The 15,179-nt window shown below is 69.6% G+C and carries 10 protein-coding genes; 4 read left to right on the plus strand and 6 right to left on the minus strand.

Going from position 1 to position 15,179, the window contains the following annotated elements; all coding sequences use genetic code 11:
• Positions 1–24: 24 nt before the first annotated feature.
• From gltB to G6N60_RS13455, 4 genes are read left to right on the plus strand one after another with little or no spacing between them, the layout of a single operon-like run.
• A complete protein-coding gene (gltB, locus tag G6N60_RS13440) occupies positions 25–4,581 on the plus strand; it encodes a glutamate synthase large subunit (RefSeq protein ID WP_163737838.1) in 4,557 nt (1,518 codons plus the stop codon).
• Positions 4,574–6,076 carry a glutamate synthase subunit beta gene (locus G6N60_RS13445; RefSeq protein WP_163737842.1) on the plus strand — a complete coding sequence of 501 codons (1,503 nt, stop codon included), beginning with the start codon at positions 4,574–4,576 and terminating at the stop codon, positions 6,074–6,076. Before gltB ends, G6N60_RS13445 begins: the two co-directional genes overlap by 8 nt.
• A 38-nt stretch (positions 6,077–6,114) precedes the next feature.
• Positions 6,115–7,533 (plus strand): pyruvate kinase, encoded by a 1,419-nt coding sequence (gene pyk, locus G6N60_RS13450; RefSeq protein WP_163737846.1) that lies wholly within the window; start codon positions 6,115–6,117, stop codon positions 7,531–7,533.
• Positions 7,534–7,548: 15 nt separating this feature from the next.
• Positions 7,549–8,415, plus strand: a complete 867-nt coding sequence (locus tag G6N60_RS13455; RefSeq protein ID WP_246240637.1) for an acyl-CoA thioesterase II — start codon at positions 7,549–7,551, stop codon at positions 8,413–8,415.
• Here G6N60_RS13455 and G6N60_RS13460 read toward each other — a convergent pair.
• From G6N60_RS13460 to G6N60_RS13485, 6 genes are all read right to left on the minus strand, one after another.
• The gene (locus G6N60_RS13460; RefSeq protein WP_163737849.1) at positions 8,387–8,779 is read right to left on the minus strand and encodes a DUF4190 domain-containing protein; all 393 of its coding nucleotides are present in this window, start codon (positions 8,777–8,779) and stop codon (positions 8,387–8,389) included. The two genes, G6N60_RS13455 and G6N60_RS13460, sit on opposite strands and share 29 nt — an antisense overlap.
• The gene (locus G6N60_RS13465) at positions 8,776–10,218 is read right to left on the minus strand and encodes an ATP-binding cassette domain-containing protein (RefSeq protein ID WP_179969788.1); all 1,443 of its coding nucleotides are present in this window, start codon (positions 10,216–10,218) and stop codon (positions 8,776–8,778) included. Before G6N60_RS13465 ends, G6N60_RS13460 begins: the two co-directional genes overlap by 4 nt.
• Before the next feature lie 52 nt (positions 10,219–10,270).
• Complete coding sequence (cydD, locus tag G6N60_RS13470) at positions 10,271–11,869, minus strand: thiol reductant ABC exporter subunit CydD (protein WP_163743903.1); 1,599 nt, start codon at positions 11,867–11,869, stop codon at positions 10,271–10,273.
• Complete coding sequence (gene cydB, locus G6N60_RS13475; RefSeq protein WP_163737852.1) at positions 11,869–12,906, minus strand: cytochrome d ubiquinol oxidase subunit II; 1,038 nt, start codon at positions 12,904–12,906, stop codon at positions 11,869–11,871. Before cydB ends, cydD begins: the two co-directional genes overlap by 1 nt.
• Before the next feature lie 10 nt (positions 12,907–12,916).
• Entirely contained in the window at positions 12,917–14,365 is a 1,449-nt protein-coding gene (locus tag G6N60_RS13480; RefSeq protein WP_163737855.1) for a cytochrome ubiquinol oxidase subunit I, read from the minus strand.
• Between the two features lie 127 nt (positions 14,366–14,492).
• Positions 14,493–15,101 (minus strand): HdeD family acid-resistance protein, encoded by a 609-nt coding sequence (locus G6N60_RS13485; RefSeq protein ID WP_163737858.1) that lies wholly within the window; start codon positions 15,099–15,101, stop codon positions 14,493–14,495.
• Positions 15,102–15,179 lie beyond the last annotated feature (78 nt).

A 15,179-nucleotide genomic window follows, 5' to 3' on the forward strand; every position in this document is an offset into this window, starting at 1 on the left:
CTCCAGACTGCGGAGGTGCTCCGAGTGCTGTTTTCGGCCATGCCCGAGGCTCAAGGTCTCTACGACCCCGAGCACGAAGCGGACTCCTGTGGCGTCGCCATGGTGACCGACATCAAGGGGCGTCGCTCCCATGCGATCGTCGCCGACGGCCTCACGGCGTTGGAACACCTCGAACATCGCGGTGCGGCCGGGGCCGAAGCCAACAGTGGTGACGGCGCGGGCATCCTGCTGCAGCTGCCCGTCGAACTGCTGCGCGAGGTCGTCGACTTCGAGCTGCCTCAGCCAACGGCGTTGGGCGCCAACACGTTCGCCGCCGGTATCTGCTTCCTGCCGCAGGACCCCGTCGCCAGGGCCGCGGCCCGCGAACGCATCGAGTCCATCGCCGTCGGCGAGGGTATGGAAGTGCTCGGCTGGCGCGAGGTGCCGGTGGACCCGGACGGCGCGGGCATCGGCATGACCGCACTGGGATGCATGCCCCACATGGCGCAGTTGTTCCTCGCCGCGCCCGAGCGCAATGGCAGTAGGTCCGGCGGCATCGACCTCGACCGGCGGGTCTATCCGGTGCGCAAGCTCGCCGAGCAGGGCGAGGTGTACTTCGCATCGCTGTCGAGCCGGACCATCGCCTACAAGGGCATGCTCACCACGATGCAACTGCCGCGGTTCTTTTCAGACCTGCGCGACGAGCGCTGCACGAGTGCCATCGCGATCGTCCACAGCCGCTTCTCCACCAACACCTTCCCGTCGTGGCCGCTGGCGCATCCCTTCCGCTTCGTCGCCCACAACGGCGAGATCAACACCGTGCGCGGCAACCGCAACCGCATGCACGCCCGGGAGGCGATGCTGGCAAGCGCGCAGATTCCGGGTGACCTCGCGCGACTCTCGCCGATCTGCACCGCCGACGCGTCGGACTCCGCGTCGTTCGACCAGGTGCTCGAACTGCTGCACCTCGGCGGCCGCAGCCTGCCCCACGCCGTGCTGATGATGATCCCAGAGGCGTGGGAGAACAACGCCGACATGGATCCCCGTCGACGCGCGTTCTGGCAGTTTCACGCCTCGCTCATGGAGCCGTGGGACGGGCCCGCGTGCGTGACGTTCACCGACGGGACCGTGGTGGGTGCGGTGTTGGACCGCAACGGATTACGTCCGGGTCGCTGGTGGCGCACCATCGACGACCGAGTCATCCTCGCCAGCGAGAGCGGCGTGCTCGACGTGCCGGCTGCCGAGATCGTGGCCAGGGGCCGTCTCGAGCCGGGCAAGATGTTCCTCATCGACACCGCCGCGGGTCGCATCGTCTCCGACGACGAGATCAAGGGCGAGCTCGCGGCGGCCGAATCCTACGACGAATGGCTGCATTCCGGCCTCCTCGACCTGGCCACCCTCCCCGAGCGCACGCGGGTATCGCCCAACCACGACTCCGTCGTGCGGCGCCAGATCTCCTTCGGCTACACCGAGGAAGACCTGCGAATCATGTTGACGCCCATGGCCGCATCGGGTGCCGAACCGCTGGGCTCGATGGGTACCGACACCCCGGCCGCGGTGCTCTCGCAACGCTCGCGGCTGCTCTACGACTACTTCGTCGAACTGTTCGCTCAGGTGACGAACCCACCGCTGGACGCCATCCGCGAAGAGGTGGTCACCTCGATGGCGCGGGTGATGGGCCCCGAGCACAACCTGCTGGAGCCGACCGCGGCCTCCTGTCGACAGATCGTGCTGAAGTGGCCGGTGCTCGACAACGACGAGCTCAACAAGATCGTCCACATCAACGCCGACGGCGAGCAACCGGGCCTCAAGACGAAGGTGCTGCGCGCGCTCTACGACGTCGAGCGCGGTGGTGAGGGTCTGGCCGATGCGCTGGAGGATCTGCGCGTGCGCGCGAGTGAGGCCATCGCCAAGGGCTATCGGACGCTGGTCATCTCCGACCGGGACTCCGACCACACCAAGGCGCCGATTCCGTCACTGCTGGCGGTGTCGGCGGTGCACCACCACCTGGTGCGCACCAAGGAGCGCACGACCGTGGCGCTGGTCGTCGAGAGCGGCGACGCCCGCGAGGTCCACCACATCGCGATGCTGATCGGCTTCGGCGCGGCCGCGGTCAACCCGTATCTGGCCTTCGAGTCCATCGAGGACCTCATCCGCGAGGGTGAGCTGACGGGCGTCGAACCGTCGACGGCGGTGCGCAACTACCTCAAGGCGCTCGGCAAGGGCGTCATGAAGGTCATGAGCAAGATGGGCATCTCGACGGTGGCGTCCTACACCGGCGCCCAGGCCTTCGAGGCCATCGGTCTGAATCGCGACGTCGTCGACGAATACCTGACCGGGACCCCCACGCAGCTCGGCGGCGTCGGTCTCGACGTCCTCGCCGAGGAGGTCAAGCTCCGGCACCGGCGGGCGTACCCGGAGAATCCGACCGAGCGGGTGCACCGGCGTCTGGAGGTCGGCGGCGAGTACGCGTTCCGCCGTGAGGGCGAGCTGCACCTGTTCACCCCCGAAGTCGTTTTCCTGCTTCAGCATTCGACGCGCACCGGCAGGTACGAGGTGTTCCAGCAGTACTCCGACGAAGTGAACCGGTTGGTCCGTGAGGGTGGCGCGCTGCGCGGGCTCTTCGAATTCGCCTCGGGCGGCCGCGAACCCGTGCCGCTGGACGAGGTCGAGCCCGCCGAGTCGATCGTGACGCGCTTCAACACCGGTGCCATGAGCTACGGGTCGATCTCCGCGGAGGCCCACGAGACCATGGCGATCGCCATGAACGCGCTGGGCGGACGGTCCAACAGCGGCGAGGGCGGAGAAGATCAAGACCGGCTCTACGACCCGCGCCGGCGCAGTGCGGTCAAGCAGGTGGCCTCGGGCCGTTTCGGCGTGACGAGCGACTACCTCGTCAATGCGTCGGACATCCAGATCAAGATGGCGCAGGGCGCGAAACCCGGTGAGGGCGGCCAACTCCCGGGATACAAGGTGTACCCCAACATCGCCAAGACGCGGCACTCGACGCCCGGCGTCGGGCTCATCTCGCCACCGCCGCATCACGACATCTACTCGATCGAAGACCTGGCTCAGCTGATCCACGACCTGAAGAACGCCAACTCCCAGGCCAGGATTCACGTCAAGCTGGTCAGCTCGGTGGGCGTGGGCACCGTCGCGGCAGGGGTCTCCAAGGCCCACGCCGACGTCGTGCTGATCTCGGGGTACGACGGCGGGACGGGTGCGGCTCCGCTGACGTCGCTCAAGCACGCCGGGGCGCCGTGGGAGATCGGGCTGGCCGACACCCAGCAGACGCTGGTGCTCAACGGTCTTCGCGACAGGATCACCGTGCAGTGCGACGGCGGCATGCGCACGGCCCGCGACGTCATGGTGGCCATGCTGCTCGGCGCCGAGGAGTACGGCTTCGCGACGGCTCCGCTGGTGGTCGCGGGTTGCATCATGATGAGGGTGTGTCACCTCGACACCTGTCCGGTCGGCGTCGCCACGCAGAACCCGGAGCTGCGGGCCCGCTTCAACGGCAAGCCCGAATTCGTCGAGAACTTCTTCACGTTCATCGCCGAGGACGTTAGAAGGTACTTGGCGCAGCTGGGTTTCCGCAGTGTCGACGAGGCCATCGGGCGGGTCGAGATGCTCGACACGGCCCCCGGGGTGGCGCACTGGAAGAGCCGGGGTCTGGACCTGAGCCCGATCTTCGCGCAGCCGACGGACGCCCACGGGGCGAAGCTGACGCAGCGCCGCAAGCTCCGCGACCAGGAGCACGCGCTCGAACAGGCGCTGGACCAGACCATCATCGCGCTCGCCGAAGGCGCACTCGAGGATGCGCACCCGGTGCGCCTCGAGCTGCCCGTGCGCAACGTGAACCGTACGGTCGGCACCCTGCTGGGCTCGGAGGTGACCCGCCGCTACGGCGCGCAGGGCCTGCCCGACGGCACCATCCACCTGGTACTCACCGGTTCGGCGGGTCAGTCGGTCGGGGCGTTCCTGCCGCCGGGCATCACCATCGAGCTCATCGGCGACGCCAACGACTACGTCGGCAAGGGACTCTCGGGCGGACGGGTGATCGTCAAGCCCGACGACGACGTGCTCTTCCTGCCCGAGGACAACGTCATCGCGGGCAACACCCTGCTCTTCGGGGCGACGTCCGGCGAGGTCTTCCTGCGCGGCAGGGTCGGGGAGCGGTTCGGGGCGCGCAACTCCGGCGCGCTGGCCGTCGTCGAGGGCGTGGGCGATCATGCGTGTGAGTACATGACGGGTGGGCGCGTCGTGGTGCTGGGACCCGTCGGACGCAACATGGCCGCCGGCATGTCCGGTGGAATCGCCTACGTGCTGGGCCTCGACCCGGCCAAGGTCAACCCCGACATGGTCCGCCTGCAGCGCCTGGAGGCCGAGGACCTGAGCTGGCTGCACCAGGTGGTCGAACAGCACGCGCGGTACACGGGCAGCACCGTCGCCCGGTCGCTGCTCTCCGACTGGCCAAGGCGCAGTGCGCAATTCACCAAGATCATGCCGATCGACTACGAGAAGGTGCTGCACGCCACGCGCATGGCCAAGGCCGAGGGACGCGACGTGGACACCGCGATCATGGAGGCGACCCGTGGCTGACCCGACCGGATTTTTGAAGGTTGCCAAGGTCGAGGCGGCCAAGCGGCCCGTCGACGAACGAGTGGGGGACTGGCGCGAGGTCTACGAGCGCCAGGATCCGCACCAGCGCGCCGGGGAGGTGTCCCAGCAGGCCCGACGGTGCATGGACTGCGGTATTCCGTTCTGCCACTCCGGTACTGCGGGGTGTCCGCTGGGGAACCTCATTCCCGAGTGGAACGACCTCGTCCGCCGCGGCCGGTGGGATGCGGCCAGCGACCGGCTGCACGCCACCAACAACTTCCCGGAGTTCACCGGGCGGTTGTGTCCCGCGCCGTGCGAGGCGGCGTGCGTCCTGTCGATCGCCGAGAGCGAGACCGGCGGGGCGGTCACCATCAAGCGCATCGAACAGTCGATCGTCGACACGGCGTGGATGGACGGCACGATCGAGCCGCAGCCGGCCGCCATCTCGACCGGCCGGGGCGTCGCGGTCGTGGGTTCTGGACCCGCCGGACTCGCTGCGGCCCAACAGCTCACCAGGGCCGGCCACAACGTGACCGTCTACGAACGGGACGACCGGATCGGCGGTCTCATGCGCTACGGCATCCCGGAGTACAAGCTGGAGAAGGCGACGCTCGACCAGCGGCTGGCCCAAATGCGGGCCGAGGGAACGCGTTTCGTCACCGACTGCGAGGTGGGCGTCGATCTGACCGTCGAGCAGCTGCGCCGCCAGCACGACGCGGTGGTGCTCGCCGTCGGCGCGCTGCGCTCGCGCGACAATCAGGTGGAGGGTCGCGACCTCGTCGGCGTGCACCTGGCGATGGAGCACCTGGTGCCCGCCAACAAGGAGTGCGAGGGCGACGGTCCGTCGCCGATCAGCGCGGCCGGCAAGCACGTCGTGATCATCGGCGGCGGTGACACCGGCGCGGACTGCCTGGGCACCGCCCATCGTCAGGGCGCGGCATCGGTGACCCAGCTGGACTACAACCCCGAGCCGCCCGGGCAGCGGGACGACACGCGGTCACCGTGGCCCACCTGGCCGCTGGTGCTGCGGACGTCGCCCGCCCACGCCGAGGGTGGCGCCCGCCGATACGAGGTGGCGGTGCAGCGCTTCGTCGGCGACGAGACCGGTCACGTCAAGGCCATGGTCATCGCCGAGGTGAAGGTGGAGCGCGACGAGGAGGGCCGTCGCCGCATCACGCCGGTGGGCGACGAGATCGAGATTCCGTGCGAGCTGGCCCTGCTGGCGATCGGCTTCGAAGGCGTCGAGCACATGCCGCTGCTCGACGGTCTCGGACTGCAGCTGAACAAGCGGGGTGCGCTGCCCTGCGGGTCGGACTGGCAGACCGACGCGCCGGGTGTCTTCGTCTGTGGTGACGCCCACCGCGGCGCATCGCTCATCGTCTGGGCGATCGCGGAGGGACGCAGCGCGGCCCACGCCGTCGACGCGTTCCTGATGGGCGAGTCGGATCTTCCCGCGCCGGTCAGGCCCGGTGCGCTTCCGCTCGCGGCCGTCTGAATCGTCATCTGAATCGATCACGACTATGCTGAGTCAACGTGACTAGACGCGGAAAGATCGTCTGTACGTTGGGACCGGCGACGTCGTCAGACGAGCAGATCAAGTCCCTGGTCGAAGTGGGCATGGACGTCGCGAGGCTGAACTTCAGCCACGGCGATCACGCCGACCACGAGATCGCCTACAAACGCGTGCGCGCGGCGTCGGACACCACGGGTCGGGCGGTCGGCATCCTGGCCGACCTCCAGGGACCCAAGATCCGGCTCGGCCGCTTCGCCGACGGGCCGACCGTCTGGCAGGCCGGGGAGATCGTGCGGATCACCGTCGACGACGTGGAGGGCACCCACGACCGGGTGTCCACGACCTACAAGGAACTCGCCAGAGACGCCGCCGTGGGCGACCGCCTGCTCGTCGACGACGGGAACATCGGCCTGACGGTGCACGAGGTCGACGGCAACGACGTGGTCTGCATCGTCACCGAGGGTGGCAAGGTCAGCAACAACAAGGGGCTTTCCCTGCCCGGGATGAACGTGTCGGTCCCCGCGCTGTCGGAGAAGGACATCGAGGACCTCAAGTTCGCCCTGGCCCTCGGCGTGGACCTGGTCGCACTGTCGTTCGTGCGCTCGCCCGCCGACATCGAACTGGTGCACGAGGTGATGGACGAGATGGGCCGTCGGGTCCCCGTCATCGCCAAGCTGGAGAAGCCCGAGGCGGTGGAGAACCTCGAGGCGATCGTGCTCGCGTTCGACGCCATCATGGTCGCCCGTGGCGACCTCGGCGTCGAGCTGCCGCTCGAGGAGGTGCCGCTGGTGCAGAAGCGCGCCATCCAAATGGCAAGGGAGAACGCCAAACCCGTCATCGTCGCCACCCAGATGCTGGAGTCGATGATCGAGAACTCCCGGCCGACGCGCGCGGAGGCGTCCGACGTCGCCAACGCCGTGCTCGACGGTGCCGACGCGGTCATGCTGTCGGGGGAGACCTCGGTGGGCAAGTACCCGTTGGAGGCGGTCAAGACGATGGCCCGCATCGTCAACGCCGTCGAGGAGAACTCCACTGCCGCACCGCCGCTGGCCCACGTGCCGCGCACCAAGCGTGGCGTCATCTCCTACGCGGCGCGCGACATCGGCGAGCGGCTGGACGCCAAGGCACTGGTGGCGTTCACACAGTCCGGCGACACCCTCAAGCGGCTGGCGCGGCTGCATACCCCGCTGCCGCTGCTGGCGTTCACACCGCTGCCCGAGGTCCGCAGCCAGCTGGCGCTCACCTGGGGTACCGAGACCTTCATCGTTCCGCACATGGAGACCACCGACGGGATGATCCGTCAGGTCGACGAATCGTTGCTGGCGCTGGGTCGGTACAAGCGCGGCGACCTCGTGGTCATCGTCGCTGGCGCACCTCCGGGCACAGTAGGCTCGACCAACCTGATCCACGTCCACCGGATCGGCGAGGACGACCACTAGGAGAGACGACCAGCAGTGACCTCAGATCTGGAAGAGCTGCTGGGAGTACTCGAACTTCGTCGCGTCGACGACGACACCTTTCTCGGGTCGCATCCGAGCAAGAACCCGATGCGCACGTTCGGTGGGCAGATGATGGCCCAGGCGTTCGTGGCCGCCAGTCGCACGCTGCGCCACGAGCTGCCACCGAGCACCTTGTCGGTGCACTTCATCGCCGGCGGCGATCCACGCCAGGACCTCGAGTTCCGGGTGGTGCGACTGCGTGACGAGCGGCGCTTCGCGAATCGGCGGGTCGACGTGATGCAGGGCGACGTCCTACTCGCTTCGGCGCTGGTGGCGCACATGGCCGGCGGCCGCGGTCTCGAACACGGGGTGCCGGCGCCTCGGGTGGCCGACCCGTCGACGGTGCCGAGCATCGAGGACCTCCTGGTCGGCTACGAGGAGACGGTCCCGCTGTTCGTCGCGGCGCTCAAGCCCATCGAGTGGCGCTACACCAACGACCCTGCCTGGGTGATGCGGGACAAGGGCGACCGCCTCGCGCACAACCGCGTCTGGCTCACGACGAAGGGCGCCATGCCCGACGATCCGGTGATCCATGCCGCGGCGCTGGTGTACGCCTCGGACACGACGGTGCTCGACTCGATCATCACGACCCACGGTCTGTCGTGGGGACACGACCGCATCTTCGCCGCCTCGATGAACCACACGGTGTGGTTTCACCGTCCGGTGCGCTTCGACGAGTGGGTGCTCTACTCCACGTCGTCGCCGGTGGCCGCGGAATCCCGCGGTCTGGGAACCGGGCACTTCTTCGATCGCGACGGTCAGATCCTGGCCACGGTGGTCCAGGAAGGGGTCGTCAAGTACTTCCCCGGGTCATCGGGCTGACGCCCATCTCCCCGCGAATCCGGTTGAGCCAGTTGTCGGTACAGGTCTGAACGGCCTTCTGGTCGTTACCGGCCCGCATGGCGCAGTCCACGTACTGGCTGCCCCCGGCGTCACGCCACGAGACGGCCCAGACGACGACGAACGCGACCGACGCGAGGACCGCCACCACGCCGAGTCCGATGCCGGCCATCGCGATGGGTCCGTTGTCGGCCTCACCGCGCGCCGCGCGGCCGCGTCCGAGCGCGCCCAGCACGACCGCGACGACGCCGCACGCCAGGCCGCCGACCACCGACCAGCACAGCGCGAGGCCCGCCACGGCGACCGCCAGCGCAGCCGTGCCCGTTCCGTTCCTGGCGCCGGTCATGACTGCCGAGGGTAGAGCACGGGACACGTCACGCCGCGCGGCAGGTGATGGGTGGCGACGACGACGGTGCGGCCCGGCCCGAACAGGCCATCCGGGTCCAGCACCTCGCGCAGCAGCCGGTCGGAGTCGTCGGCGTCGAGGTGCTCGGTGGGTTCGTCGAGCAGCACGATCGGCAGGTCGCAGACGAGCGCCCTGGCCAGCAGGAGCCGCCGGCGCTGTCCCGCCGACAGGGCGGCCGCACCGCCGGTGAGGATGGTGGACAGACCGTCGGGCAGGCCGCGCCACCAGTCGTGCAGGCCGACGGCGTCCAGCGCGGCGGTCACCTCACCGTCGGTGGCGTCACCGCGGGCCACCAGCAGGTTGTCCCGCACGGTCGTGTCGAACAGATGGCCATCCTCGGGGAAGAAGGCTGCGGCCGTGGGGTTTTCGTGCTGCGCGGCGATGGCCATCAGCGCGGTGGTCTTGCCGCATCCACTCGGCCCGAGGACGGCCAGCCGGTCGCCGGGGTGCACGTCGGGCGGCCGGATCGGCGGTCGCCGGCGGGCCGGGGGAGCGGGTGCGATCAGGTCGTGCAGGCGGGCGGCGGCAAGGCGGCCGCGGGTGAGCTGGATGGCGGCCGCGGGCAGGGCGGCCGTCGACTCGAACGCCGACAGCGGGAGCAGCGCGAGGATCGCGAGGGTGGTGGGGGCCAGCGTGGCCGCGAAGGTGACGGCGACGACGAGGACGCCGACGACGCACGCGCCCATCGCGGCCACCGGTGCGGCAGCACCGAACGCGGCGGGGATCGCGGCGCGGTCGGCGGCAGCACCCCACTTCTGCTGGCGGCGGCCCGCTTCGGCGATGACCGCGTCGAGCCGTCCGGCGACCCTGAGTTCGGGCGCATGGTCCAGTGCCAGCAGCACTGCGGTGTCCCGATCGGAGTGGTGTTGCACCGCAACGGCTTCGGCAGCCGTGGCTGCCCGCGCGGCCAGCCAGGGGGCCAGCCCGCCGGCGAGCAGCAGGCACACCAGGAGGATGAGCCCCGCCACGGGTGAGATGACCGCGACGACGAGCACCGCGGCCGTCGACAGGATGCTGGCCACGGCGATCGGCACGACGGCGCGCACCAGCACGTCGGCCACGTCGTCGACCGAGGCGCCGACGCGGGATGCGATGTCGCCCTGCGTCAGTCGCAGCACGGTGTCGGCGGGGCCGCCGGCCAGCGCCCGATAGACGCTCACGCGCGCTGTGCCCGCGGCCCGCAGCGCGACGTCGTGCGACGCGAGTCGCTCGCAGTAGCCAAGGATGCCGCGCGAGATGCCGAGGGCGCGCACGGCGACCACCGCGACGGCGAGATCAAGGATCGGCGGCATCTGCCAGGCCCTGGTGATGAGCCACGCCGACACGGCCGCCAGCGCCAGGGCACAGCCCAGGGACAGCGCACCGAACCCGACGGCCATCGCGAGCCGCGGCAGACGGGGCCGCAGCAGCGCGAGTCCGGCGAACAGCGGATCAGTGCGGAACAGGGAGCTCACCCCCGACCGCGACGACGTGGTCACCGATGGCGCGCACGGCGGCGCGGTGGCCTACCACGAGGACGGCAGCCCCTTCACCGGCGATCTCGCGGATCGAGTGCAGGACGCGGGCCTCGAGTGCGGCGTCCAGGTGGGCGGTCGGCTCGTCGAGTAGCAGGATCGGCCGTCCGGAGCCGAGCGTTCTGGCGAGCGCCAGTCGCTGCCGCTGACCGAGCGACAGACCGGCGCCGTCGCGACCGACGACGGTGTCCAACCCGTCCGGCAGGGTGGCCAGCACCTCGTCGAAACCCGCTCGGCGACAAGCGGTCCCGAGATCGGGCAGGGCACCGAAGAGTTCGAGGTTCGCACGTACCGTCCCCGCCACGAGGGCGGGTCGCTGGGGGAGCCACCCGATCGAGTCCCACCACTGGCGGAGATCGACGTTCCCGGCGTCCACGCCGCCGACCGTCACCCGCCCCGACGTCGGGGTGATTAGACCGAGGATGACGTGGATCGCGGTGGACTTGCCCGAACCGTTCGGTCCGGTTAGGACGGTGACGGAGCCCGCCTCGACGCGCGCGGTCAGCCGGTGCGGGGCGTCGCCGTCGCGGCCGCTGACGGTGACGTCCTCGAGGTCGACGCACGGGCCCACCGCTCGGGCGGTACCGCCGACGCGTGCAGCGGAATTGGCGAGCAGTGCCTCGGCCGCCGCGCGGGCGGTCCTGCCGTCCTGGGCGGCATGGAACTCCGCGCCGACGCGGCGCAGCGGCCAGAAGACCTCCGGAGCCAACAGCAGGGCGGTCAGGGCGGCGGCCAGGTCGACGTGCCCGGACACCAGGCGCAGCCCGACGCTGACGGCCACCAGTGCGACTCCGAGCGTGGCGAGCAGTTCGAGCACCAGCGACGACAGGAAGGTGATCCGCAGGGTGGCCATCGTCGAACGGCGATGTGCGGCAGCGAGTTCGGCGACGCGGCGCTCGGGACCGGCGGCGCGGCCGAGGCCGCGCAGGGTGGGTAGGCCGGAGATCAAGTCCAGCAGCCGCGACTGCAGGGTGGTCATGGCCGTCAGAGCCGCCGCCGAGCGATCGGCGGTGAGGAGACCGATGAGCACCATGAACACGGGAACCAGCGGCAGCGCCAGCACGACGATGACCGCCGCCTGCAGGTCATAGCACGCCATGGTGACGAGGGCGGCGGGGGTCAGGACCGCAGCCTGGACGGCCGCCGGCAGGTAGCGGGTGTAGTAGGGCCGCAGGCCGTCCAGGCCCCGCGTCACCACCACGGCGGTCTCGTCGCGCAACGCGTCGACGTCGTGCGGGGCCAGCGCGGTGACCGTGGTCAGCAGGCGGTGGTCGAGGTCGGCGATCGCGGCGGTCGCTTCGCCCTGGCTGAGCCTGGCCTGCTGCCACTGCGCCAGCGCGCGAACGGTCCACAGCACCGCCAGGACGCCCAGCGCCGTCGACCAGTGCTCGACCGTGCGCGCGCGAGGGTCGGTCACGATGCCCGCCACCAGGTGGGCCACCACGACCGCCCCCGCGATGGCGGTGCCGGTGATCACCACGCCGCAGCCGGCCGACGCGACCAGGTGGCGGCGCATCATCTCGGTGACAAGCCGACGGGGGCCGGTATGCGATCGGCCGAAATGCGTTGCCGGAAAACCCAATACGTCCAGCCCTGGTAGCACATCACCAACGGCGCGAAGATCAGCGCGGCCCACGTCATGATCCTCAGGGTGTACGGCGAGGACGACGCGTCGTGGATCGTCAGGCTCCAGTTCGGGTTCAGCGTGGAGGGCACCAGGTTCGGGTACAGCGCGCCGAACAGCAGGACCACCGCCGCCGCGACGACGGCCGACGTGCAGGCGAACGTGATGCCGTCGCCGATCCGTCCCCACACCGCCGCCGCGGCCGACGCCTGCGCGACGATCGCGACGCCGAGCACCCACCACGTCCAGTCCTTGCCGTGGGCGAGTTGCGTCCACGTGCCGAATCCGGCGACGACGACGGTCACCGGAAGCGCCAGCCGGCTGGCGAACCGGACGGCGTCGTCGCGCACGACGCCCTCGGTCTTCAGGGCGATGAACACCGCCCCGTGGAAGGCGAACAGGCCCGCGGTGGCCAGGCCGCCCAGCAGCACGTAGCCGTCCAGGAGGTCGCCGGCGGACAGCTCGATCTGCTTGTGCGCGTTGACCGGCAGCCCGTGCACGAGGGCCGCGAACGTCACGCCCCACAGCACGGCGGGCACCCACGACCCGACCGCGATCGCGGCGTCGGCCCAGGACCGCCAAGCGGGATCGTCGATCTTGCCGCGCCACTCGATGGCACAGATGCGCCCGATCATCGCCACCAGGATGACGAGCAGCGGCAGGTACAGCCCGGAGAAGACGGTGGCGTACATCTCCGGAAACGCGGCGAACATGGCTCCGCCCGCGGTGATCAGCCATACCTCGTTGCCGTCCCACACCGGTCCGATGGTGTTGAGCACGGCGCGGCGGTGCCGCTCGCGCTGACCCGCCGGCGCACGACGGCCCAAGGGCGCCATCAACATTCCCACCCCGAAGTCGAAACCCTCGAGCACGAGGAAGCCGAGGAAGAGCCCTCCGAGGGCGACGAACCAGAAGTCCTGCAGACCCATTTCGGCCTCCTCAGTAGGCGAACGACAATGGTGCGACGGCGTCGTCCCCCGGTGGGGTGGGCGGCGCGGGTTCGGCGTCGTGCTCCAGCGGGCCCTCGACGACGTAGCGCCGAATCAGGAAGAACCACACGCCTGCCAGCGCGGCGTAGAGCGTCGCGAACACGGCCAGGGAGACCATGACGAGCGCGGCGGAGTGCCCCGACACCCCGGCATTCACCGTCAGATGGATCATCCGGTCACCGGTCGGGTTGGGGGCCACCACCCACGGCTGCCTGCCCATCTCGGTGAACACCCAGCCCGCGCTGTTGGCGAGGAACGGGGTCGGCAGTGTCAGCAGCGCCAGCCGACCGAACCAGCGTTGGTCCGGGATGCGCCCGCCCCGCGTCAGCCAGAGGGCCAGCACCGCGAACAGCGCTGGGACGCTGAGCAATCCGATCATGGCGCGGAAGGACCAGTAGGTGACGAACAGGTTGGGCCGGTAATCGCCGGGGCCGTACTTCAGCTCGTAGGAGGACTGCAGGTCCTTCACGCCGGCGAGTGTCACGCCGTCGAAGCGGCCCTCGGCGAGGAAGGGCAGGACGTAGGGCACCTCGATGAGGTGGTCGACGGCGTCGCAGTTGTTGTGGGTGCCGACGGTGAGGATGGAGAAGTTCGGATCGGTCTCGGTGTGACACAGCGATTCCGCCGACGCCATCTTCATCGGCTGCTGCTGGAACATCAGCTTGCCCTGCGTATCGCCGGTGAGGAACAGCCCGCCAGCCGCGGCCAGTGCCACCAGCGCGCCGAGGATCGTGGCGGGCCGGTAGATGGTGCGCGCCTCGTGGGTGGCCGACGCGCGCACCAACCACCACGCGCAAACCGCCGCGACGAAGGTGCCCGCGGTGAGGAACGCGCCGAACACCGCGTGCGAAAACGCCGCCACCGCAGTGTTGTTCGTGAACAGCGCGACGATGCTCGTCAGTTCGGCCCGTCCCGTCTGCGGGTCGAACCGAGCGCCGACGGGGTGCTGCATCCACGAGTTGGCGGCGATGATGAAGAACGCCGAGGCGTTGACCGCGACGGCGACGACCCAGATGCAGACGAGATGCACCACCTTCGGCAGCCGGGTCCACCCGAAGATCCACAGCCCGATGAACGTGGATTCGAAGAAGAAGGCGACGAGCCCCTCCATGGCCAGCGGTGCGCCGAAGACGTCGCCCACGAAGCGGGAGTACTCGCTCCAGTTCATCCCGAACTGGAATTCCTGCACGATGCCGGTCGCCACGCCGAGGGCGAAGTTGATGAGGAACAGCTTCCCGAAGAACTTCGTCATGCGGTACCACGCGTGGTTGCCCGTCACCGTCCACACGGTCTGCATGACGGCGATCAGCGGGGCCAGCCCGATCGTCAGCGGCACGAAGAGGAAGTGGTAGACGGTCGTGATCCCGAACTGCCATCGCGATACGTCGAGGGCGTTCATTGCATCATCTCCCCTGGGGGGCTGGCCGGAACATCTCTACGACAGAGTGTAGTAGTTGAAGTCCGCGCAGCCCAGGGTCTGTGCAACCGCGATGTGGTGACTTAGTGCACTAACCGGCCCACGGGCCTCAGGCGGACGCGTCCTGCGTCGTCGGCGGCTCCGCGGCGTCGGGCGCCGGGCCGGGATGGGCGCCGGTGGCCCTGCGGATCGCGAACGCCGAGACGACCTCGGTGACGCCGATGACGATGAGCCAGATCCCGACGACGAGGGCCAGCGTCGCGATCGACGCGAACGGCGACGCCAGCACGACCACCCCGGCCACCAGACTGATGACGCCGACGAACGCGTTCCAGCCCCGCCCCGGCAGCGTGGGATCGCTGATCGCGGACACCGTCGTCGCCACGCCGCGGAAGATGAAGCCGATGCCGATCCAGATGGCCAGCAGCAGCACGGCGTCGTACAGATGGCGGAAGGCCATGATCGCCAGGATCAGCGCCGCCGCGCCGCTGATGAACAGCAGCACCCGACCGCCCGCCGAGACGTGCAGGCTGAACGCGAAGACGACCTGCTGGATGCCGTTCACCAGGAGGCCGGCGCCAAAGAAGATGGCGGCGACCGCAATCGAGATGCCCGGCCACGCCACGACGGCGATGCCCAGGGCGATGGCCAACAGGCCGGAGACGGCTGCCGTCTTCCACAGGTGCGGCAGCATGCTGGGAGGCGTGGGGGTGGTCATGAAAAAAATTGTGGCACAGCAATCATTACGGCAGAACCGGAATGACGGGGGAGTCAAAGCTCCCTTCCTCGGCCAGCG

This window comes from Mycolicibacterium madagascariense, from assembly GCF_010729665.1.
Lineage (GTDB): Bacteria > Actinomycetota > Actinomycetes > Mycobacteriales > Mycobacteriaceae > Mycobacterium > Mycobacterium madagascariense.